Origin of the sequence: Paenibacillus abyssi, assembly GCF_014640295.1 — a bacterium.
Lineage (GTDB): Bacteria > Bacillota > Bacilli > Paenibacillales > Paenibacillaceae > Paenibacillus_D > Paenibacillus_D abyssi.
The window spans coordinates 255979-280090 of record NZ_BMGR01000005.1 but is presented as its reverse complement, the minus strand read 5'-3'; the positions used below and the strand labels follow the sequence as shown (position 1 = coordinate 280090).

Annotated in this window: 17 protein-coding genes and 3 pseudogenes; 18 read left to right on the top strand and 2 right to left on the bottom strand. The window is 43.2% G+C overall.

Annotation, left to right across the window (positions count from 1 at the left end; all coding sequences use genetic code 11):
- Nucleotides 1–48 precede the first annotated feature (48 nt).
- From IEW11_RS09785 to IEW11_RS09730, 12 genes and pseudogenes are all read left to right on the top strand, one after another.
- Complete coding sequence (locus IEW11_RS09785; RefSeq protein WP_188530869.1) at nucleotides 49–753, top strand: hypothetical protein; 705 nt, start codon at nucleotides 49–51, stop codon at nucleotides 751–753.
- 368 nt (nucleotides 754–1121) lie between these two features.
- Nucleotides 1122–1685 carry a hypothetical protein gene (locus IEW11_RS09780; RefSeq protein WP_229725097.1) on the top strand — a complete coding sequence of 188 codons (564 nt, stop codon included), beginning with the start codon at nucleotides 1122–1124 and terminating at the stop codon, nucleotides 1683–1685.
- Between the two features lie 198 nt (nucleotides 1686–1883).
- A pseudogene (locus tag IEW11_RS09775) lies at nucleotides 1884–2216 on the top strand ((Fe-S)-binding protein); the annotation flags it as partial.
- 101 nt (nucleotides 2217–2317) lie between these two features.
- Nucleotides 2318–3181 (top strand): MurR/RpiR family transcriptional regulator, encoded by an 864-nt coding sequence (locus IEW11_RS09770; protein WP_188530868.1) that lies wholly within the window; start codon nucleotides 2318–2320, stop codon nucleotides 3179–3181.
- 439 nt (nucleotides 3182–3620) lie between these two features.
- The gene (gene murQ, locus IEW11_RS09765) at nucleotides 3621–4526 is read left to right on the top strand and encodes an N-acetylmuramic acid 6-phosphate etherase (RefSeq protein ID WP_188530867.1); all 906 of its coding nucleotides are present in this window, start codon (nucleotides 3621–3623) and stop codon (nucleotides 4524–4526) included.
- Nucleotides 4527–4585: 59 nt separating this feature from the next.
- Nucleotides 4586–6040, top strand: coding sequence for an ABC transporter substrate-binding protein (locus tag IEW11_RS09760; protein WP_188530866.1), 1455 nt, complete (start codon nucleotides 4586–4588; stop codon nucleotides 6038–6040).
- Nucleotides 6041–6147: 107 nt separating this feature from the next.
- Complete coding sequence (locus IEW11_RS09755) at nucleotides 6148–7050, top strand: carbohydrate ABC transporter permease (protein ID WP_188530865.1); 903 nt, start codon at nucleotides 6148–6150, stop codon at nucleotides 7048–7050.
- 17 nt (nucleotides 7051–7067) lie between these two features.
- Nucleotides 7068–7928 (top strand): carbohydrate ABC transporter permease, encoded by an 861-nt coding sequence (locus IEW11_RS09750; RefSeq protein WP_188530864.1) that lies wholly within the window; start codon nucleotides 7068–7070, stop codon nucleotides 7926–7928.
- Nucleotides 7928–9148: an anhydro-N-acetylmuramic acid kinase gene (locus IEW11_RS09745; protein WP_188530863.1), complete on the top strand. Its 1221-nt coding sequence runs from the start codon at nucleotides 7928–7930 to the stop codon at nucleotides 9146–9148. The genes IEW11_RS09750 and IEW11_RS09745 overlap by 1 nt, the downstream gene beginning before the upstream one ends.
- A gap of 50 nt (nucleotides 9149–9198) precedes the next feature.
- Entirely contained in the window at nucleotides 9199–10341 is a 1143-nt protein-coding gene (locus IEW11_RS09740) for an exo-beta-N-acetylmuramidase NamZ family protein (protein WP_188530862.1), read from the top strand.
- A 17-nt stretch (nucleotides 10342–10358) separates the two neighbouring features.
- Nucleotides 10359–11921, top strand: coding sequence for a glycoside hydrolase family 3 protein (locus tag IEW11_RS09735; RefSeq protein WP_229725095.1), 1563 nt, complete (start codon nucleotides 10359–10361; stop codon nucleotides 11919–11921).
- Between the two features lie 12 nt (nucleotides 11922–11933).
- On the top strand, nucleotides 11934–12851 hold the full coding sequence (locus IEW11_RS09730; protein ID WP_188530860.1) for an N-acetylglucosamine kinase: 918 nt from the start codon (nucleotides 11934–11936) through the stop codon (nucleotides 12849–12851).
- A gap of 26 nt (nucleotides 12852–12877) precedes the next feature.
- Here IEW11_RS09730 and IEW11_RS09725 read toward each other — a convergent pair whose 3' ends face one another.
- Both IEW11_RS09725 and IEW11_RS09720 read right to left on the bottom strand, forming a co-directional pair.
- A complete protein-coding gene (locus IEW11_RS09725; protein ID WP_188530859.1) occupies nucleotides 12878–14086 on the bottom strand; it encodes a GNAT family N-acetyltransferase in 1209 nt (402 codons plus the stop codon).
- A 128-nt stretch (nucleotides 14087–14214) separates the two neighbouring features.
- Nucleotides 14215–15132: a tRNA dihydrouridine synthase gene (locus IEW11_RS09720; protein WP_188530858.1), complete on the bottom strand. Its 918-nt coding sequence runs from the start codon at nucleotides 15130–15132 to the stop codon at nucleotides 14215–14217.
- A 481-nt stretch (nucleotides 15133–15613) separates the two neighbouring features.
- On the opposite strand from IEW11_RS09720, the gene IEW11_RS09715 reads away from it, so the two are divergent.
- The 6 genes and pseudogenes from IEW11_RS09715 to IEW11_RS09695 all read left to right on the top strand — a co-directional run bounded on the left by IEW11_RS09715 (nucleotide 15614) and on the right by IEW11_RS09695 (nucleotide 24065).
- Nucleotides 15614–16267: a TraG/VirB4 family ATPase gene (locus tag IEW11_RS09715; protein WP_444544000.1), complete on the top strand. Its 654-nt coding sequence runs from the start codon at nucleotides 15614–15616 to the stop codon at nucleotides 16265–16267.
- 559 nt (nucleotides 16268–16826) lie between these two features.
- Entirely contained in the window at nucleotides 16827–20900 is a 4074-nt protein-coding gene (locus tag IEW11_RS09710) for an RCC1 domain-containing protein (protein WP_188530857.1), read from the top strand.
- Nucleotides 20901–20977: 77 nt separating this feature from the next.
- Complete coding sequence (locus IEW11_RS09705; RefSeq protein WP_188530856.1) at nucleotides 20978–21571, top strand: TetR/AcrR family transcriptional regulator; 594 nt, start codon at nucleotides 20978–20980, stop codon at nucleotides 21569–21571.
- A gap of 158 nt (nucleotides 21572–21729) precedes the next feature.
- Nucleotides 21730–21840 (top strand): annotated as a pseudogene (locus IEW11_RS25330) (transposase); the annotation flags it as partial.
- Nucleotides 21838–22168: pseudogene (locus IEW11_RS24860) on the top strand (IS5/IS1182 family transposase); the annotation flags it as partial. The pseudogenes IEW11_RS25330 and IEW11_RS24860, both read left to right, overlap by 3 nt.
- A 124-nt stretch (nucleotides 22169–22292) precedes the next feature.
- Nucleotides 22293–24065 carry a cache domain-containing sensor histidine kinase gene (locus tag IEW11_RS09695; protein ID WP_188530854.1) on the top strand — a complete coding sequence of 591 codons (1773 nt, stop codon included), beginning with the start codon at nucleotides 22293–22295 and terminating at the stop codon, nucleotides 24063–24065.
- The last annotated feature ends 47 nt before the right edge of the window (nucleotides 24066–24112 follow it).

Genomic DNA, 24112 nt, shown 5'->3' with positions numbered 1-24112 from the left:
AATCTACAATTGACAAGCTAAAGCATAAATTTAATAGGAGGTTAATTAATGAAAGAAGTGATTATAAGGCATGGTGGAGATTATTTTCCAATTAAAGATATTGATTTTTCAATAATAGCCAATGATCTAAGATCTCTCCCATTTTATAGAGATGATTTATTTCTTGGAATGCAGGCAATGAATATAGGTATTATTGACCCCAACATGACTCAATTCGAGTATGAATTATTAGAAACGTATATTGAGAAGGAGAGAACTCCATCTTTTGAAGCAATGACTGTAGGAGCATTCTCTCAAATGTGGATTTTCGCATTATATGAAGTTCTACGTTTATGGCGAGACAGAAAGTTTGATTTTTCTAAACTTTTTAAAAATGGTGGAATTGATTTAAAACTAAAATCACTTGCTGATAATGAAGATGATATGAATATAACTTTAGATGCTCGAAGGAAACAGTTGGAGAAATATCGAGATGACCAGTCTTTTAGGGATGAAGTTGAATATTGTTGGAGTCAATTAGAACCTGTTTACCGGTTGGTTGAATTATTTAGAATGAATATGGCTAAACACGCGGCACCGGGCAAGAGTAATGCTATTCCAATGGCACCTGGCTATGGGCGAATTAACATGCTTTGTGGCGCATTAGATTATGAGTTGCTTTTAGATAGAGATAGTTATGAATTGCTTAATAGAAGAGATGTTGCAGATTATTTGAGGGAAGCTCTGTTAGTTATTAGAGCTAACAAAAAGTGAAATTCTATAGACTAATCGAGAAGTCGAGTACTTTGGATAACACCATATTCAAGCATCAGAGGGATTTCAGTGAAGTGGAAGACGTTAGAAAAAATTCTAATATTAGAGAGTTGGTTTTTGATGACACTGACAGATGATTTTCAAAGAGATGTCTCTATTAAACTGAATAGATATTTTGAAAGAAAGATAATAAATCTTCATCGAAATGATCCAGGAGCATATTTGAGAATCAAGTCAGAATATGAACGTCAATTGTCAGTTATAAGAAATACACAGAAGATAATAATCTGAACTACGATGCTATTGATTTCAATAAAAACTGGCTATCTTGCTTAAGTGAACCAATCACGGAGTATAACTTAGCTGATTTGACGTATCGAACTGAAGATAATGCAATCTCAATATATTCACCAAGGATTGATATTGCAATAACACCAACAGTTATTAAGAATCGTTCTAGGATAATTAGTTTGGGTGTATTTAGACTTGCGAACGATATTGAACTGTTTCAACTAATTCATAGTCTTGATTTTATAAGAGAACTTGAAACTGGATTGCGGGAAATTTCCAATATGAATGTAAGAGATCATAATATAGAACCTCCAGAAACCGTTGAATACATAAATATGCGTCCAATGCATTTATTCGGAATAGAAATTGAGAATCAACAGAATCCAAAGCATCTAATGGGAGACTTCTTAAATGCAATTAGCTTGTCGAAGATTCCGATAATATTGTTTCCAGAACATAAATTTATGGGTTGCATGAAAATGTTGTTGTTTTCTACAACAATAAAGAATTTAAAAGAAGTACCAATATATGATGTATTGAATAAAGCAATAATATTGACAGTTGATCAATTCAGAACGATGATTAATAGAATTCTGTCAGCAGAAGGATTAGAGACAATTCAAGTCACCAACTATAGGTAATATTAGAACTTCTGCTAACACTATATTCACGCATCGGGCCATTCGGCCCTTGGTCCAGCAGAGGAATTTCAGGGAAGTGGAAGCAGCCGGACAACCCTGCACTGGCTAAGTCCGTCGGACCCGGGCTGGCACCCTTAAGCCAGTGAGGGTTCGTGAATACAAAGACGTTAGATGAAATAAGTGCAGTAATTATAGGTTGTAGAAAAGGGACGTATACCGAAATTTGCACAAAAAGAAAGTTCTCTACAAGTTGAGAAAATTAAAGTGACGTATCAGGACTCGTGTCATCTGCGCAATGTAATGAAAAGCTCAAGCGCACCACGTATATTAATGAATCAAATAGTTAACGCTGAATATGTTGAAATGGTCGAATCTGATCGCTGCTGCGGCTCTGCCGGCATATACAATGTCGTACAGCCTGAGATGGCGGGTTCCATCCTTGAGCATAAAATGGAGCATGCGAACAACACGCAAGCAAGCTATATGCTAACGAGTAATCCAGGCTGTCTGCTTCAAATGAAGCTTGGAATATTAATTTTAAGTTTGCCAAAATGTATTTTGCTATTGAATTAGGTTGTCTAAATTGTTTATGATATTATCGAGGTGTTAATTAAATCTTGAGTAGGTAGATTATGAGTCTAAATGACAACATATTAATTAAGATTCGTGAAATGAGAGAAAGTTTTACTCCAGTTGAACGATTGGTTGGAGATTACATTTTAGAAAATAAGGAAGAAATCCCTCATTTATCGATTAAGGAATTGGCTCAATCGAGTAAAACAAGTGATGCATCTGTCCTTCGTTTCTGTAAGACGATGGGTTACAGCGGATACCGCAATTTTATTGTGAGTATATCAGCTTCTTTGGGTTCTCGTGATGAGGATCCGAAGGCTCAATATACAGATATTCAGCCGGGCGATGATCTCTCGACAATTATTTCAAATATTTCATTGAATAATTGCAAGTCCATTGAGGACACGCTTAGTGTCATTGACCGAAAAGAAATTGCAAGAGCTGTAGAATTACTATGTCATAGTAAGCGAATTGCTTTCTTTGGAATTGGTGCCTCAGGAATAGTTTGTATGGACGGGGTACAGAAGTTCTCACGAATTAATAAGATGTGCCATGCCTATACGGATGGTCATAGTCAGCTCACAGCAGCAACTTTACTTGAGAAAGATGATGTTGCCATTTTCATTTCTAACTCTGGAGCAACTAGTGATATTATTGATGCACTGATAATTGCTCAAAAGAACAAAGCGAAATGTATTGCGATTACGAAGTACAATAAAAGTGAGCTAGCAGTGGGAGCGGATATTGTTCTTAGTATATCTACACCTGAAATAACAATTCGCAGTGGTGCTATGGGCTCACGTATTGCTATGCTTACGATCATCGACATATTATTTGCTGGTGTCGCAAGTGCAGAATATGAGGAAGTAAAGACTTACTTAACAAAAACACATAATATATTGAAGAAAAAACTCAGATATTAGGCTCTGATGGAATGAGTTTGGAAGAAAGTATTGATCATAGATCAATGCTTTCTTTTTGTGTTTAATACACTTATTTTTATACTTAACATCCTATTCTCTCAAACAATGGGATCTAGTGATTGTGTAATTTCATGCTTCAGTTGGATCGGAAATCAGCATATAAGACAACGATTTCTTTTTTCAGGAATGCTGTACCGATAGTACTGTAAGCGTTTAATAAAAATCAAAAAGTTCCTTGTAAGCGATTTATAAATGTGACATAACAGAGTGTATAGGAATTGAAATAAAAAAACAAAATAATATTCTGTTATGAAATTTTATTTCAAAATCTATTGACGAATCGAGGGCAATATATTAGTATAAAAATAGTTAATGTTAATTAATCTAACACATATCGTAAATTATATGTGAAATTCAGCTAACAAGAAGGAGGGCGGCTATGAATGACTACCTTGCGGGATTAACAACAGAGGCTGTGAATCCAGACACATTAATGATAGATGAATGCACGACGGAACAAATGGTCCAGCTAATGAATCAACAAGATGCTCTGGTGTCCGCAGCCATAGCTGAGGAAATTCCGCAGATTGCAAAGGCGGTAGATGTTCTATACCATAGGTTGTCTAATGGTGGAAGAATGTTTTATATAGGAGCTGGCACATCAGGAAGATTAGGCGTTTTGGATGCTTCCGAATGTCCTCCTACTTTTGGTACAGATCCTTCCTTAGTACAGGGCTATATCGCTGGTGGTGATATTGCTTTGCGTAGTGCGGTTGAAGGCTGTGAAGACGATGCTGATGAAGGGATCGCATTAATCGAAAGCATCGGTGTAACAAACAAAGATGTACTTATTGGGATTTCGGCAAGCGGCAGTGCAAACTATGTTATTGCAGCTTTAACGAAAGCAAAGGAGCTTGGGGCAGCCACTATCGGTGTTTGTAACAACAAAGGCTCAAAGTTTGAACCCATTGTAGATGTTTGTATTTCACCTGTTGTAGGGCCGGAGGTCATTAGCGGCTCGACTCGATTAAAGGCAGGGACTGCTCAAAAGCTGGTGCTTAATATGCTGACAACATGCACAATGGTCAAGTTAGGAAAAACGTATAACAACTTAATGGTTGATCTAAAAGCTAGTAATTTTAAGCTGGTAGATCGCTCAGTCCGTATTATTATGAATACGACTGGTGTAGATACATCAACCGCCGCAGCAACACTTGAAAAAGCATCTATGAATTGTAAGCTGGCAATAATGATGATTAAGACGGGGCTAGATGCAAAGGAAGCAGAACAAACACTTAACGCAAATGGAGGACGCTTGAAACAAGCAATCTCATCATTGGCTTAAGTGGAAAAGAAATGGAATAACTGGATTGATGCTTTTAAAAATTGAGGAGGCTACTATCGATGAAAAAAAGATCAAGTGTATTAACTCTATTTTTGTCAGTAATCATGATGTTATCACTATTATCCGCTTGTGGAGGAAACGGAAATAACGCACCAGATTCTACAAATTCCGGAAACCAAGGCAGCAGCAACAGTGGTTCTGAACTGCAAAAAGATACGATTACTGCATTATTGCCTCCAGTATCGGCTAACTACCAGGCACGTTTTGCAGATATGGAAAAAGAATTTAATGAATTGTATCCCCACCTGACTTTGAAAATCGAACCAGCTAGCTGGGAAGATATGACACAAAAACTTGATACTCAAGTAAATGCGGGTTCTCCTCCAGATATCGCTTGGGTTGGTTCTACAGCAATTTCTAAATATGTTGCACTAGACGTTCTACTTGATCTTAATGCTGTACTTTCAGATGAAGTTAAAGCAGATTATGATGAAGTTGCAATGAAATACTTCCAATTGGGCGATTCCCAATATGGTTTGCCAGCCTACTTGGCCATTCATTCTATCGGCGGTAACAAACAGTTCTTAGAGGATGCTGGTATCGACTGGAAAAATGTTCAACAAAACGGTTGGACATATGAACAATTCCGCGATGCAATTAGTAAAGGTGTCGTTAAAAACGATAAAGGTGAAATAACTCAGTATGGTTTCGTTTTCGCAACATCTGGTGTTACATCTAAGGACTATCTTAGTATTATGGCTAAATCTGCTGGTTTGCCAGACTACTTTGATGAAAGCCTTAAGTACTCTTACACAAGCAAAAACTTTTTAGGTCTGCTTGAAGGTATCCGTCAAATGATCGATGATGGTTCAATGCCTAAAGAACTAAGCTCTATCGATGCAGGTAAGCGTTGGAACATGTTCTTAACTGGTCAAACCATGATCACTGGTAAAGGTCTAGCGAGCTTTGAAAACTCCGCTCGTCTAAACAATGAAAAAATTAAAGCAAATGATGGTTCTGCAGTAGCGGATTCAATCGAAGCTGAATACATTGCGCTTCCTGTTCCTACATTTAACGGTGCTGGTTACATTCCAACTGCTGTTGTTGATGGTTACATTGCGCTTCGTGGCAAAAAAGAGCCTTCTGAAGAGCATGTTAGGAATATTGGTTTAGCCATTAATTTCCTATCTTCTGGATCCATTGCGGCTAATTACAGTAATGAACTGTTCTTAACACCAATTACAGAATCTGCACGTAATGCTGCAGTGCTTGAAGAATATCCTCGTAATGAAGATAACGTTAAAGCAGACCAAGTTATGATGTCTAAAGCGGTTCCAGCTCGTACAGATATCCCAACTGATCTAGCTGCTGAAGCAATTAAAATTGAAACGGAAGTAATCGTTCCTAAACTACAAGCATTACTTGCAAATGAGATTACTCCACAAGAAATGTATGATGCAGTTAAAGCAGCTGCAATTAAATCCTTCGGTGAAGATGGTATTGTAGTTGACTAGTCTGTCATAGATTGGCATGTGAAAGCTGTACGCAGCTAGAGCGTACAGCTTTCCTTCTGAATTTGGTCTAGAGTTTTTACTTTTTTGAAGAAGAGAGGTGCGACCCAATGAATCAAACGTTGACAAAAAGAAGAAAATTAAAACTCGAAAGTGACTCAGGTTGGGGATACGCGTTTATCGCAGTAGCACTTATTGCGTTTTCTTTATTTACCGCATATCCAGTAATTAATGCTTTTATGATCAGCTTACAAGAATATCGTCCATTAGGGTCCACTTATGTCGGCCTGGAAAACTTCGTTAACACATTTTCAGATGAACTTTTCTGGAAAGCATTGAAAAACACGTTAGTATATACGTTACTAACTGTTCCATTTAATATTTTTCTATCCTTTTTAATTGCAATTTTGATTATACCTTTCAAGAAAAGAACACAAACAATCTTTAAAGCTGTATATTACTTGCCAGCTGTAGCATCTGGTGTAGCGCTTGCTGTTGTATGGCTGTGGATCTTCGATCCGTTAAAATCAGGTATTGCCAATCAGGTTGTGGGTTTTTTTGGAATTGATAATCAAAACTGGCTTGGTTCCAGCGCAACTGCCATGTTTTCACTTGTATTAATGTCATGGCTATCCAGTCATGGTACAGCCATTATTATCTATCTAGCTGCATTACTCGGTATTGATAACAGCTATTATGAAGCAGCTGAAATTGACGGCGCGACTTTCTTGCAAAAGCTTTGGTTTATCGTCGTTCCTTTCCTTAAGCCAACAACGCTATTCCTACTTGTTACAGGTGTCATTGGTTCCTTCCAAGTATTCCAAAACGCTTATCTTATGACAGGCGGTGGACCAGACCATGCAACAACAATGGTAGGTTTGTTAATCTTTAACAATGCGTTCACATATTTTGAGTTTGGTGAGGCAGCAGCACAATCATTACTTCTAGCAGCGATTATCGCATTTATTGCATACCTTCAATTTAAATTTTTGGGTAAAGAAATAGAATACTAGGAAAGGGGCAGGATACTATGGGTTTGTTCAACAATAACATAAGAAGCAAAGGGTATCTGTTCGTCCGTAATGGTCTAATTATTACGTTCCTTATCCTATTTGCCGCAGCTACCATTTTCCCGATATACTTTATGATCATTTCCTCGTTCGGTGATCCGGTAGAAGCTGGTGCAATGAGCTATTCTATTGTCCCGTCGAAGATTTCATTTGAATCCTATACATTTTTCTTTAACTTCAGCCCACATTCATGGGATTGGTTAATAAACTCATTTATTGTGGCAGCGTGTATTACGGTATCTAACGTATTTTTTGCTACACTTGCAGGATATGCTTTTGCAAAAATGAGATTTAAAGGGAGAAACATTTTGTTCGCTATTTTGCTAGGCTCTATGATGATTCCTGGCCAAGTAACACAGGTTCCACTATATATATTGATCGTAAATATTTTTGAATTACAAAATACATATACAGCGTTGATTATGCCAAGCATAGTAACGGTATATAACATTTTCTTGGTTAAGCAGTTCATGTCTTCCATTCCAGTTGAAATTATTGAGGCTGCTAAAATCGAAGGTTGTTCTCAACCTAAAATCTTCTGGCATATCATTTTGCCTCTATCAAAAACAGTTATGGCAGTACTGGCGATCCTAACGTTCATGGCAGCATGGAATGACTTCTTCTGGCCATTCCTAGTAACGAATACGATGGATATGCAAACGATTCAGGTCGGCTTGAAAAACTTCCGCTTTGCGAATACAACTTACTTTGCGCCAATGATGGCAGGTGCAACCATTTCAGCAGTTCCAATGTTTATTTTGTTCTTCAGTTTACAAAAATACTTCCTTGAAGGGGTAACGGTTGGAGCGGTGAAAGGTTAATGGACAAACAATCAAAAGTCGATGTAACATACTTAGTTGGCTTGATGTCTGGTACATCAGTAGATGGTATTGATGCAGCGGTAATTAAACTTTCTCCAATGCCGGAAAAAGAGCATGGAGTAGAGATTGAATTACTGGCTTTTGAGAACACTCCTTTTCCGATGCAAGTTAGAAACTCAATATTTGAGCTTTTTGATCGGGCGAACGCTACGATTGATAAAGTTGGCGCAATGAATATGTGGCTTGGTGAACTATACGCCCAAGCCACATTGTCCGTTATAGGGAAATGCGGGCTGGAGCCATCACAAATATTTGCAGTAGGATCACATGGCCAAACGATCTATCATGCACCGAAAGAAAATATTATGGACGGCTATAACCTGCATTGTACGGTTCAAATTGGCGATGGTGCAGTTATCGCGAATCGCACAGCAATTCCTTGCGTATCAGACTTTCGAGTCGCTGACATGGCAATGGGTGGACAAGGAGCGCCGTTAGTACCATTTACTGAATATTTATTGTTTAACCATCCGGAGAAAACACTTCTGCTGCAAAACATTGGAGGAATAGGAAATGTGACTGTTCTTCCTGCAAATGCCTCGCCGGAACAGGTATTTGCTTTTGATACTGGTCCTGGAAATATGATTATCGATGGGCTTGTAGCGCAATTATACGGGCCAATGACAATGGATGATGGCGGTGGAATTGCTGCGAGCGGTCAAGTGATTGATGAGCTATTGAAATGGATGCAGCAAGATGAATATTATACGATGCCTTTACCGAAATCGACAGGCAGAGAACGATTTGGTCAACAATACGTTGCACAAATTATTGAATGGATGGAGGCTAATAACTGGAAAGCTGAAGATGTTATTGCTACAGCTACACACCTAACAGCATGGAGCATCGTCGATAGCTATGAACGGTATATTGCACCACAGTATCAAGCCCAGCAATTGTTAGTTGGTGGCGGTGGCAGCTATAACAAAACGTTATTGCGTGATTTGCAGCAATTATTTGTACCCTATAAGGTGCAGGTGCTGACGCAGGAGGATATCGGTGGCAATAGTGATGCTAAAGAAGCAGTTGCTTTTGCTGTACTAGCGTATTATACGATGAAGCGATTACCAAACAATATTCAACTAGTAACTGGAGCTTCTCAGCCAGTAGTAATGGGCAAAATTTCTTGGCCCTATCCTGGACGTTCACAGGAGGTTTGAATGATGCGAGGGAACTATAAAGCAAGAGATCAGCTAGGAGGCAACTTTAAATGGTGTTAAATGGGATCGATTCGATTACGAAGTATCGTCATTTGTTTGAAGGTAAGCGAGTAGGATTAATTACAACACCGACAGGGCTTACAAAAGATTTTGAATCAACGATTGCAATTTTACATGAAAACTTTAATCTTACTGCGATGTTTTCACCTGAGCATGGTGTCCGTGGAGATTTGGAAGCAGGGGCATTAGTAGAGACGTATATGGATCCTCTTACGAATGTTCCGGTCTATAGCTTATACCGTAAAGACTCCAAGCGTTTAACAAAGGAAATGCTGGGTGAAGTAGATATCGTTGTGTACGATATTCAAGATGTTGGTGTACGGTATTACACATTTATATACACGATGCTGTATGCACTTGAAGACTGTGCTAAGGCAGGCATAGAATTTGTTGTTCTTGACCGTGTGAATCCGCTTAACGGGGTACACGTGGAAGGGAATATTTTAAAGCCTAACTTCAAATCATTTGTTGGGAATTACGAGCTAGCTGTTCGTTACGGCCTAACTGCAGGTGAAGTAGCAATGATGGCAAATGATCAAATGAATTGGAATGCATCGCTTCATGTCGTTCGTTTGGAGGGCTGGGAACGGAGCATGTCCTTCCCGGATACACAATTAACTTGGGTTCATCCTTCACTTGGGATACCGCGATATGAAACAGCGTTATTATATACAGGTACATGCTTATTTGAAGGTACCAACTGCTCCGAAGGACGCGGTACATCGTTCCCATTTGAAATGATTGGCGCTCCCTTCATTCAAGCGCAGCAATTGGCAGATGAGATGAACGCCAAACGAATTCCAGGCGTGCATTTCCGTCCTGTTCATTTCAAGCCGGCGTCATCTAAGCATGCTGGCGAGCTATGTGGCGGGGTACAAATATATATAACAGACATCCAAGTGATGAAGCCGTTAGAAGTTGGCGTAACCTTATTATTCACGATAAGAGATTTATATGAGCAATTTTCATTCCTGCCTCCTGTGAAGGAGGGCTCACGCCCATTTATCGATTTGCTGGGCGGAGACAGCATGTATCGTACGGAAAATATTCAAGCAAAGCAGCTGCTTGAACAGTTTGCAGAGGAAAGCAAGCAATTTGCAGAAATGAAACAGCAATATCATTTATATCGTTAGCGGATGGTGAGCAATTGATGAAAACAATAGAACAAATGAGCTTGCGCGAGAAGATCGGGCAAATGTTCGTAACAGGCTTCCCGTCAACTGAGATATCTCCTGAGCTGAAGGAAGTCATCGAGCAGTATAAAGTCGGCAATATTATTTTATTTTCACACAATATCGAAAATAAATATCAATTAGGCGGGCTTGTAACGGAGTTGCAGCAATGGTTCACGACACATACAGGCATCCCGGGCTTTATTACGATTGACCAAGAGGGCGGTCGAGTTACTCGAATGCCCAAGGACGCGACAAATGTTGCTGGGGCAATGGCAATTGCTTCTTCAGGCCGACCTGAAAATGCGTATGCAGCAGGCAGAATGACTGCCAGAGAATTGAAAGCATTAGGTATTAATTTCAATCTTGCGCCCGTGATGGACGTTAACAATAATGCCTTGAACCCAGTTATCAACGTTCGCTCTTACGGGGATTCTGCCCAGAAGGTATCAGAGTATGGGATTCAAATGATGAAGGGATTGCAGGATGGAGGCGTAATGTCCTCGCTTAAGCATTTTCCGGGTCATGGCGATACAAATGTCGATTCGCATATTGGCTTGCCTACGATTGATAAAACGCTTGAGGAATTAGAGCAGCTTGAACTGCTGCCGTTTAAGGCTGCGATTGAGCAAGGCGCTCAAGCCATTATGAGCGCACATATTTTATTCCCGCAAATCGAAAAGTCCGGCGTGCCGGGAACGATGTCTTATACGATTATTACAGAGATATTAAAAGAGAAACTAGGATATAAAGGGTTAGTTGTATCGGATTGTTTGGAAATGGATGCGATTAAACGCTATTATGGTACTGCAAAGGGAGCGTTAGGAGCCGTTAAAGCAGGTATTGATTTGGTATTCATTAGTCATACGCCTGAAACGGTTAAAGAAGCGATTCATTTGATAGAAGAAGCTGTAGCAACCGGTGATTTGGATGAAGCGGTTATTGATGCAGCTGTTACAAAAATTTTAGCTTATAAAGCCCAATATGCGGCTATGGAGGAGCTGGATTACGAGATCGTTGGCTGCGATGTACATCGCCGTGCGAATGATCTGATGCGTACGGAAACGATCTGCCGCATTAACGGTGAGATTGTGCCAATTCAGACATATGATGAGCAGGTATTATTTATGGGCTCCTATTCCTATCGCACCGATCTTGCATCCAGCAGCGTGAATCAAGATCTTAGCTTCCCGCAATATATGGGTGAGCATTTTCATGCAGCGTATGAGATTATCAACATTGATCCGAGCGAGGAGCAAATTAACGCAGCGCTGCAAAAGGCTAAAGGCTACAAGCATGTTGTAATCGGCTTGTTCAATGCGCGTGAAAACAAAGGCCAGCTTGCGCTTGTACAGAAGCTGTTGACAGCGGACTGTAAAGTAACGGCAATTGCATTGGGCCGACCCTATGATTTAACATTAATCGAAGGTGAGTTCTGCGGAATTGCAGCATTTGAGTATACATTAGATGCATTCAAATCACTTATTCCAATCCTGAATGGTGAGCTTACTCCAACTGCCAACATTACGATTCAGCTTTAGGGGGACATGAGTATGGCATATATCGTTGGAATTGATGGAGGCGGCACCAAGACAGCAGTCACAATTGCCCATGACCAGGAAGATGCTTTATTAACCTTTACTGTAGGGCCAATTAATTATAACGGTGGTGATGCTGATGCTATTGCTGCCTCCTTTGAGGAAATTTTTAACCGAACAAAGCTCTACTGCAGCAATATAGAGGAAGTTACTCATATCTGTATAGGAGCGGCAGGAGTAAGTAATCCGTCAGTAGTTCATTTTTTGGAGAAGCATGTGAGAGACAATGGTTACATAGGGCCCTTAACGATTACCGGTGATCAAGAAACAGCCTTATACGGAGCACAAAATGCGATGCAAGGCATTATTCTCATTGCCGGTACAGGGTCGATTTGCTTCGGGGTGAATGAAAAGGGAAAGCAGCATCGCACAGGAGGCTTTGGCCATCTGATTGATGACGAGGGAAGCGGCTATTGCATTGGGCGTGATCTCTTGTCCGTGTTAGTTCAAGCAGAGGACGGAAGAATAACGAATACGATCATTCCGGCGCTCGTATACGAGCAGCTAGGGCTAAGCACTGTGAAAGAGATTATTGGCTTTGTTTATCATAACAATACAACGAAAAAAGATATTGCGCAGCTCGCACCGATTATGACGACAGCCTGCGAGAAGGGGGATGCGCAGGCGCTAGAGCTGGCGGAGCAATGTGCAGCCAGTCTATTTGAGCTTGTGGTGCCTGTTATTGAGCGACTAGAGTTATATGACAGTCCGATTGCCATTGCAGGAAGTGTGCTGCAAAAATCTCGTTTTGTAAAAGATGCATTGGAGCGGAAGCTTGCACAAAGCTACCCGCAAACAAAGCTGATCTTGCCGATTAAGGATGCAGCCTATGGTGCTGTTTTGCTAGGAAGATCAAAAATGAATAACGATTAAGCAGCATCGGTCGAAATGAAAATGGCTTAAAATTTGTCGGTCAAATAAAACACGGCTTGCTGTTTCGGGAATAGGGCTTGCAAAATGATAGCCTGTTCAACACGATCCTTTGTTGCGCCTGCCGCATTATAGCCGAACATCAAATAAGTCATCAGATTACGTTCATCCACTTCTATCGGAACATAGGATTCAGCATGACTAACATCGGAAATGGAAAGCCGCTTCTGCTTGTAATCAAGGTATATATGTTCCTCTCCGCATTGAAGCGCTATATACAGTTCTTGATCTGCCATCAAGTCATTACCGTTAAGACGATGTTCCAATTCAGGCTGAAGCTTTTGGAATGTAGAATTTAGGTTGATCATTTTCCACATCGCCGAATGAATTGGAATGGATTGTGCTTGATGCTGTTGATAATAGGAATATAGCTTATGATCCTCCGGCAGCATCGCTAATATTTGTTTTGCATTTGGGCGCAGCTGACATAAGGCATGAAATAAGTGTTCAACACCGTCCACTGCCTCGTTCAAATACATTAACTCGTTGATAAATACTTGTTCAGTATCCTTCTTTTCAATCATGCCGTAAGCTACAATTTTTTCATTGCTGCGGAGCAGCAGACAGTCTGCTTTTTTCCATTCCGGCCAGCTTATTAGATCATTCCAGTATGTTTCATTACGGACTACGGTATAGGTGCGATTCTGATTGAACTGTTCATATATGAAACGGATATCATTAAGATAACGAGGTTCAAAAGGAATGATTTCGTAACGGCTTTGCTGCTCAAAGCTTGCTCGCTTTTCAATTGTGTAAGCAGTCTCGGGAATCAGTCTCCAGCCAACCTTTTCATAGAACGCATGCTTACTAGCCAGAAGTAAACTTATATCATAATTGGTATCTTTCATGTAGTCTGTTTGTGCATTAAGAATTTTGTGCGCAAGTCCCATTCCGCGATAATTTGGATCTGTACCGACGCTGCCCATTGCACCAGTTTTCAAGATCGCTTGACCGACTCTAATAGAAAGAGGGAAAATTTGTACATTAGCAGCAATCTCACCGTCGACCATCGCAAACCATGTTGTATCTGGATCATATGTGCTATCGAGGTCTAATCTTTCTTGGAAAAAAACTCGGCCTACTGAAAAGCATTCATCTAAAATATCGTAAATCTTTTCAAGCTGTTCTCTAGTTGGCTGGTTCGTTACGATGATATTTTTATCTGGTGCCGTCGTCATCTTTCATTTCCTCCTACGTCGCAATGTTAGGGTAAATTTAAGACCTTACAAGAGTTCATTGAACTTTTGGAAGGTCTCTCATTATTTTCGATAATCAAGTTATAGGAACATGCACAGGTGGCTATGCTTCAATCTAATACTTGATCTAAAAAAGGTTTTACTAAACGACGTACTTCATCTGTTGACGTGGTATCCATTAATTGGTTTCTTAGTTCGCCTGCGCCTCTAAACCCACGAACGTAGATTTTGAAAAAGCGAAGAAGTGGTTTAAATGGACGTGATTCGTTTTCTTTTGAATATTTATCGTGAAGATCCAACTGTAAAAGTAGTAAATTGAGAAACTCCTTCGCGCTATGTTCTTTAGGTTCTTTTTCAAAAGCAAATGGATTGGTGAAAATGCCGCGGCCAATCATAACACCATCAACGCCGTATTGTTCTACTAATTTTAATCCTGTTGCGCGGTCAGGAATATCTCCATTAATAGTTAACAACGTATTTGGAGCAATTTCATCGCGTAATTTTTTTATTTCAGGGATTAGTTCCCAGTGTGCAGCTACTTTACTCATCTCTTTTTTTGTACGAAGGTGAATGGAAAGATTCGCAATATCTTGTTTCAATATATGTCCTAACCAATCGCGCCACTCGTCAATATCAAAGTAACCCAATCTTGTTTTAACACTAACCGGCAATCTACCTGCTTTTGCTGCTTGAATAATTTCTGCTGCAATTTCAGGATGTTGTATTAATCCAGCACCTTTTCCATTGGATGCGACGTTTTGTACTGGGCATCCCATGTTTATATCGATACCGCGAAAACCAAGTTTTTTCATATCAATACTCATCTGTTCAAAGAATGCAGGTTTATTGCCCCAAATATGAGCGACAATCGGTTGCTCATCTTCTGTGAACGTTAATCGACCACGTATACTGTCTTTTCCTACAGGGTGACAATAACTTTCTGTATTTGTGAATTCCGTGAAAAACACGTCAGGTTTCGCAGCTTCACTAATGACGTGACGAAATACAACATCTGTGACATCTTCCATTGGTGCTAATATAAAAAACGGCTTTGGTAAATCAAGCCAAAAATTTTGTTCGTTACTGATATGATCTCCTCCTGTTGCAACATATAAAAATGAAACGATATAAGCTATAGCAAAGTCCTTTACCCAACATACATAGTATCATTTTTTATCGTTTGATGCACAGAATCAATTGTGTGATGTTATTAAAGAAAACACTTTGCTCCGTAATGTAATTTTTGTCACGTAGTCAAAACATGGACAAACAATTTTAATGTTAGCTAAAAACCCTTGTAAACACTGCTATTATAGTGTTTTGAAGAAAGTGAGGTTCGACTCCTCTCGCCTCCATGTGAAAAGCACGTCAATCAAGGCACATCCTAGGTTAATATGTTCCCGCATACCGTTCATGTGGAAAGTGTGGCTTTGTTGGTGTGGGATGGTTGTAGACAGCAAAAATAGTTCGCCGCTGAACACTTAAAGTCTGCCGATGAGCAATTAAAGTTTGCTGCTTGCAGGATTTCGCGCCGAACTGCTCAAACAGGCAGAGCCAGAAGCTCAGGATATCGCGCTGGCGATTGAACTTTTCACGTCCGGCAGTCTGAATACATTCGCCCAGCCGACCAACGTCAATGTTTATAACCGACTTATCTGTTACGACATTCTCGACTTGGGCAAGCAACTACTGCCGATTGGAATGCTGGTCGTGCTGGATAACATTTTGAATCGGATTACGCAAAATCGCGCCAAGGGCAAAAACACATTCATCTTCATCGTCGAAATTTATCTGCTGTTCCAGCACGAATATAGCGCCAACTCTCTGTTCACGCTCTGGAAGCGCGTCCGAAAGTATGGCGCTTTTTGTACGGGCATTACGCAGAACGTTGACGATCTGTTGCAGAGCCACACCGCCCGCACAATGCTCGCGAACAGCGAATTCATTGTCATGCTGAATCAAGTCAGCACCGACCGGATGAAGCTTGCGGAGCTATTGAACATTTCGAACTTGCAACTGTCTTACATCACATACGTCGATGCGGGGAACGGACTGATGAAGGTAGGCAGCTCCCTTGTGCCGTTCACCGACAAGTTCCCGCTAGCGAACAAACAGAATTGGATTCTGCTGTTGATGTCGAAACGAGAATGCTTTGCAAAGTAAGGAGTTCGAATCGTGTCGTAGTTCTTTTAAGGATTAAACTAGCTAAAATCGAAGATCATTAAATAGGGAGCCAATAGGCTCTCTTTTTGCTATTCAGAAAAGTCGTCATCGCCTATTTGTATAGTAACCATTTTGCAACGTAGGGAGATGAAGACGTTGGAAAGGTCTCGGATTCGTACCCATTTTTTAACCAACTACGACGAATTAACTAGGAGTTCTTGTTACAGTCTACGATCAAATTATGTCTAAGTTGAATGCTGGATAAATCATTATTCTCGGGAAGAGCTCATTACTTTCGACAAGGCTAGATCGGTTACGTAATCTACGAGCACAAAGACCTTAAGAGGATTTATCTCTGAAGGTTTTTTGATTTTTTCCATTCAGGGCAGCCATCGCGAAGATTGACGAAATTAAATAATTCCATAATAATACTATCAAATAATATTACTTTATAGTAATATTACTTAGATGGATGATACGACAAGTAAAAATGAGTGGACGGAATCAAAACATGTCGCAAAAAACGTTTTGGGAGAGGGGAATAGATAGGATGCAATCGATGAAAATGCCAAAATCAATTTATGTTGCTTTACTCCTTATTATGTTGATCAGTACTCTGCTTCCCATTGATTCTAATTTCGCGCATGCGGCGCATCCGGGAAATGGGAACCGAACAGAGGTGAAAGTCGACGGGGGAGGGTCTCATTCACTCGCATTGAAACCGGACGGCACCGTCGTTGCTTGGGGAAATAATGATTACGGTCAAACGGACGTCCCGGCAGAGCTGAACGGCGTGGTGGCGATATCAGCGGGTTGGAGCCATTCGCTGGCGCTCAAATCGGACGGGACCGTCGTGGCCTGGGGACTCGATATTGAAGGTCAAACGGACATCCCGGCGGAGCTGAACGGCGTGGTGGCGATATCAGCGGGCTGGGACCATTCGCTGGCCCTCAAATCGGACGGAACCGTCGCAGCCTGGGGAAATAATGTGTCTGGTAAAGCGACCGTGCCGGCGGGGCTGAACGGTGTGGTGGCAATATCAGCGGGCTGGAATCATTCGATGGCGTTAAAATCGGACGGCACCGTGGTTGCCTGGGGATCTAATGATTTCAATCTAACGACCATGGCTGCTGGTCTGAACGGTGTGGTGGCGATATCCGCGGGAGGGAACCATTCGCTTGCATTAAAATCGGACGGGACCGTCGTTGCCTGGGGATCTAATGGTTCCAGTCAAGCGACCGTGCCGGCGGGTCTGAACGGGGTGACGGCGATATCCGGGGCAGGAGATTTTTCGCTGGCGATCAAATCGGATGGGACTGTCGTGGCCTGGGGAGAAAATAGATTCGGTCAAACGACCGTGCCGGCTGGTTTGAACGAGGTAATGGCGATATCCGCGGGATATCACCATTCACTTGCATTAAAATCGGACGGGACCGTCGTGGCTTGGGGAAATAACAGTACCGGTCGAACGACCGTGCCGGCAGGCTTTTCTTTACCCGTTAAGGGGGACAGGATCGCCGCTGGGGGGTACCATTCACTCGCATTGAACCAGGATGGGACAGTCGTTGCTTGGGGGAAAAATATCTATGGTCAAACGATCGTGCCGGGGGGGCTGAACGGTGTGGTGGCGATCGCCGCAGGTTTGGAACATTCGCTCGCGTTAAAATCGAACGGGACCGTCGCCGCTTGGGGAGACAATAGTTTTGGTCAAACAACCGTGCCGGGGGGTCTGAACGGTGTGGCAGCGATCGCTGCGGGAGGGTACCATTCGCTCGCGCTGAAATCGGACGGGACCGCCGCCGTTTGGGGAGATAATTATTACGGTCAAACGAACATGCCGGTGGGTCTGAACGGGGTGGTGGCGATAACCGCGGGTTTGGAACATTCGCTCGCGTTGAAACAGGATGGGACTGTCGTTGCTTGGGGACGAAATAATTATGGTCAAACGACCGTGCCGGGGGGTCTGAACGGTGTGGTGGCGATCGCCGCGGGTTTGGAATATTCGCTGGCGCTCAAATCGGACGGCACCGTTGTCGCTTTTGGAAATAATAGTAGCGGTCAAACGACTGTGCCGGGCAGCGCCAGCCTGGGCGGTTTATCCTTGCAGGAAGGCGCGTTCTATCCGGCCTTTCACTCTTCAGTCTCGGACTATGTCTATTCCTATATCGGCCCAACAGTTTCCAGTGTGCATGTAACGGCGACGCTCGCCGATCCCTCTCATGGAACCATGTTTATCAACAATGAGCTGCAATCCAGCGGTGTCGAAAAGACCATAGATGTGACAGGGCCATCGACGGTCATTTCTGTTCGCGTAGAACCTTATTTTTTGCCGGGCAAAACGTATACGATTACGGTTCTTAGAGATTCCACGGCGCCCGATGTGCAATTCAGCGAGAACGGTAACGCTGCGCCGGCCCAAACGGCGGCAACCCTGGTTACGGTCTCCGATACGGAAAGCGGTGTTGATTCCGCTTCTACTCAATATGTGTGGACGCAATCCACGGCCGTGCCCGCCAGCGGATGGACGTCTTTCACAAGCGGAGATACGCTAACGCAAACAAGCGGAGACGGCAACTGGTATTTGCATACTCGTGCAACAGATCGGGCAGGAAATACGGTCGACCAGGTTTCGGGTCCCTTCGTTCTCGACAACACAGCGCCTTCGTTAGTCTTAATCGGCAGTAATCCAATGGATGTCCCTGCAGGTCAGGCTTATGTGGAGCCGGGTGCGATAGCGACGGATACGACCGATGGGAATATATCGGCATCATCGATTGTGATAACAGGTAATGTGAATACCTCTAGAGCGGGAACATATCCGGTTTCCTATCAAGTGAGCGATCACGCAGGGAACACCGCTTCCGTTACCCGAAGCGTGTATGTATATGACGGAGAAGCGCCTGCGATTTATTTGAATGGCCCTAATCCCATGACAATAGAAGTTAACAGCACCTTTACGGATCCCGGCGCAACGGCTCAAGACCTTCACGACGGGGACCTCTCGTCCTCGATCATCGTTACAGGAACCGTTGATAGCCGCACATTAGGAGAGTATCGCCTGTTTTATAACGTTTCTGATCAAGCGAATCATGCAGCAACAACCGTCATTCGCTCTGTATACGTGAAAGTTACAAAACCGCCGGTCATTACGTTGTCAGGCCTATCCGCCATGAGCATTAAGGTAGGCGAAACTTTCGCCGACCCCGGAGCCCAGGCTATGGATGCCTATTACGGGGATATTTCGAATTCAATTACGGTAACCGGCTCCGTAAATACACAGATTCCAGGCACCTATACGCTGCACTATAACGTTCAAAACCCTGCGAATATTTCTGCCGCAGAAGTGATACGAACGATAACAGTGGCCGGTGCAAGCGAGACCGATCATTTCGGCGATTGGTCTCCGCCCCCATCGGTTGTAAATACGGACACTCCGACGACGGAGACAATCAAGATCAATAGCGTAGACGTGAAGGTCAAAACGACAAAAGAGACGTCAGACGACGGCCAATCCGTTATACGTATCACGCTGGAACCGGATCAATTGGCTGCCGCGTTCTTTGCCGAACCGAAGATTATTCTTGAAGTCAACAATAGTGATCCTGTAGTCCTGGTGGATTTGCCCGTGGAGCCCCTCTTGGATGCGTTAAGCATACAACCGGACGCCGTGGTTCAAATCAAGGTGGCAGAGGCAAGCTACAGTCTGCCGGTTAGCGTGCTGAACGATACGCCGAAGGAAGCGGTCATTACCGTCGCCATTGCCAAAGTATCCAACCCGTCAAGCGCCGCCCTGAATGCTTCCATACATAGGCAAGGATCGGCGCAGCTGCTGGAGCACCCGTTCGACTTCTCGTTATACTCAAACGGCAGGGAAATAACGAATTTCAATGGAACCTTCGTCGTTCGGACGTTATCTTTAGATTCCGCATTGGATCCGGATAAGTCAACGGCGGTTTGGGCCGATGCGAACAACGAACTGCATTTTATCCCGTCCGTGTTTTCGAATAGCGGGGGGCTGACGATGGCAACAATTTACTCTCCGCATAACAGCACGTATACGGTGATCCGATCTGATAAAACGTTCGCGGACTTGAAGGGACATTGGGCGCAGGCGGATATTGAATTGCTGGCCAACAAGCACATTGTATACGGATCAACGGCCGACACGTTCGCGCCTGACACCGAGATTACCCGCGCCCAATTTGCGGCTTTGCTTGTGCGTTCGCTTGGCCTCGCCGAAGATAAGGCAGGAAACCCGTTTACAGATGTAAAGACAGGGGATTGGTTTGCGGGTGCTGTAGAAACAGCCCAAAAAGCGGGTTTGATCAGCGGGTATAAAGACGGAACTTTTCGGCCGAATACCCCTATTACCCGCGAGCAGATGGTTTCGATAATCGCGCGGGCGCTGAAGTTCGTCGGGAAAGTTCCGCAGGTGGAAGCGCTCACGCTTGAGCGGTTCGCCGATGCTTTCAGCATAGCGGATTGGGCCAAGGAAGCATCATCTCAATTGCTGGCGGTTCACATCATTCATGGCACGGCGGACACGAGATTCGCCCCCAAAGAGTATGCAACCCGCGCTCAAAGCGCCGTCATGCTGAAGCGGATGCTGCAATATTTGAAGTTTATCAATTGACTTAGCAAGTGTTTTTAAACATAATAACTCATGTGTAAGTTTAGCGAGCTTGATACTAATTTTGGGGATGTTCTTCTATGGGACAAAGAGGAAGAAAAAAGGGAGCAATAGGTGAAGAAAGCCGAACCTTATTGCTCAAAATTGCTGCTGATGAATTCGCTCATCAGGGCTATTATGAAACAAAAGTGAGCACAATCGTCTCACGGGCAGGGCTGACTCAACCTGCCTTTTATCTGTATTTTCAAAGCAAAGAAGTCATATTACAAGAATTAGTCGAGCGGTTTCGCACCAAACTTTTTGATCTCACACATAAGAGCCGCCTTGCGCCGGGAACTGAAATAGAGACGATCCATCAAAGAATCGCGGTGGGAATAACGACTGTATTTCGTTTCTTACAAGAGGAGCCTAACCTGACACGCATTGGATTTATTGTCGCCCCAGAGGCGGAAGAGATCAAGAAGCAGCTAGTCGCTTTGATTAAAGAAAACCTGATATCCGAGCAAAAAGACGGATTTTTTCATGACCATCTGGATATGGATATCGTGGCAGAAAGCATAGTCGGAGTTATCGAACGGCTTACGTTCACGAAACTGTTGAACGGATTAAAAGATCCGGAAAGTCTTGCAAACGATATCGTCCGTCTTTTGTTGTATGGAATGTTGGTCGATTAAAGAAATTGCTGCCGGGAAACGATAGTCATTGCATAAAAGCGATCGCTCCCGTCAGGGAACGATCGCTTTTGTCATTCAACCCGCCGCCTCCCGCTTGCGGAAGAAGGTCTTCAAGGCATTATAGATCTCGCCTTTTTCCTTGATTACATAATACAAATGTCGAGCGTTCTCGGTATGACCTGTCGTTTAAGTGCTTTCTGGGCATGGCGCCGGAAGATACAGGAATCGATCCGAGCTCCCTGACGAAATTCCGCAAGCTGCGGTTAGAGGCCGGAATGCAAGTCAGAACGGTCATCGGGCGATACTGCCTATTCCGAAAAAGTTAACCTCGCATACGCAAAAAACGATTAAAATTGAGCTTGTAGCCAAACTCAATCCGCTCATTACGCAGGGCAGTCGGTAGAAAGAAGGCGAATTCCTGTTCAATAAGGATGCCGGCATGTATGTATGCAAGGCCACCCATTTAAAGAGGGATGTTATACAGAAGGAGCAAAGAGCAAAACATATTCCGTAACTATTAAGTCTAGTGAACACACTGACCAGATGGCATTCCAAGAAAGTGAATGCTTCAAAGAGAAAGCAAAAGAACGATACAAAGGTATCATTATCCTGCTTCATCTTCATGCTGGTTTGTGCTATGGTGAGAATAACGGGTGCCGGTGCGAGTAATGAAGCTTGCGTACTTGAATGTGCTTAGAAAGATAGTTAAATGGAGGCTGCCATGGTAACGCTCCGTATCAGACCGCTTTTGCTGCTGCTATTCCTGGCCATCAATCTGTTCTATCTGCTGGCGATTGTCTTCGTCGTCTACTCCTCTATGTCTCGAATCATCGCTGATGAAGAAAGCGATGCGCGGCGACAATTGCTTAATGAAGTCAACAAGCAAATTACCCTGTCGATGCGAAGCGTCGAAGAAACCGGAATAAACATCGCCTCCCATCAAGTATTATTGAATGCGCTTTCCTATACCAAGGACAACTCGCTCGAGAACTTGCGGGCCAGGCGGAATATTTCCGATGTGATCAATCATTTTATATTCACAAGCACGAACTTCAGCAGTATCCGGATTTATACGGATAAGCTGAACACGGGACGAAACCTGTCCAGCGACGAGCCGTTCGCCCCGCTCTCCGACTTCAGATGGAGCGGTGTCAACTCCGGGGATATGAACGGATTCTGGATGAAAGCGCATCAGGATCCTACGATAATAGATAAAAATACGGAGGTCCTAGCCTATGTCCGTGTACTGAAAGATCAGAGGAACGAGTTCGCCGGTTATCTAAAAATCAATGTAAAGTCATCCTATCTTTTCTCCTACGTGCTGGATCAAGCGGGGATAAGATCCCACTTTCTGATCGATAGCGCAGGCGGGCTGGTTGCGCCGGTCAGCGATCCATTGATGATTCAGCAGGAAGCGGATTTCGATTCGAGAATAATGAACGATATCTTCGGCGGATTGGACGATCTGGAGATCAGGGGCGATTCGTTCCTTGTTATTTCTTCCAAGCCGAATTATGTCGGATGGAGGGTGATGGAGATCGTTGCCCATGAACAATTGTTCAGCCATCTTAGCTCGGTCAAACAGGTTCTAATTGTCATCTGCCTCATTGGCATACTGCTCTCCTTTATCATCTCTTATTATTTATCGAAGAAAATGACGAATGTTGTGTCCGGATTGCTTGAATCCTTCAAGCAGGTGGAGACGGGGAGCTTCGATCTAAAACGCACGAACTATTCCATCTTGGAAATTCAACAGATGCATGTCGGCCTGCAAAGGATGACGAAGCGGCTGGATATGCTGCTGCAGCGGCTGGAGTCCGAGCACAAGCAGAAGACCAAAGCGGAACTGAATGCGCTGCTGACGCAAATCAATCCTCATTTTCTGTATAATACGCTGGATACGATCCAGTGGATGGTCGTTCAAAACAAACAGGAGGAAGTCGTCAGCATGATCGCCAAGCTGTCAAGGCTATTCCGGATCAGCTTGAGCAGGGGACATCCCTTCATTTTGCTTGGAGAAGAAATTGAACACGGAGCACTCTACTGCGAATTGCAAAGCGAGCGGTACAAGAACGATGTAAGGATCGGAATCGACGTTTCCCCCGTTCACAAAATTTTTCTCGTTCCGCGATTAATACTGCAGCCCTTCATTGAGAATGCCTTTATTCACGGGTTCAACAAAGCGATTCATCACCCCGGTCATCCATTGGAAATATGGATCCGAACCAAGCTGGAAGGAGACAATCTGTTTATTTGCATAGAAGACAACGGCAATCCGCTTGGGGAGGCCGGCAATTCGGACAAAGATCATAAACCGCCCGGCGGATATGGCATCCGCAATGTGAGGGAGAGAATTCAACTGTTCTTCGGTCCGGATTACAGTGTAGAGATCGGCGACTTAAAGCCTGCAGGAGTTAGAGTGACCGTCAAGCTTCCGAAAATTGACGATATAAAGAAAGTGGAGGAGTACACAGGTCACCATCAACCGGACTAATGCCTTACTTTAATCCATGCTTTCCTTACCTTATTACATTAACATAG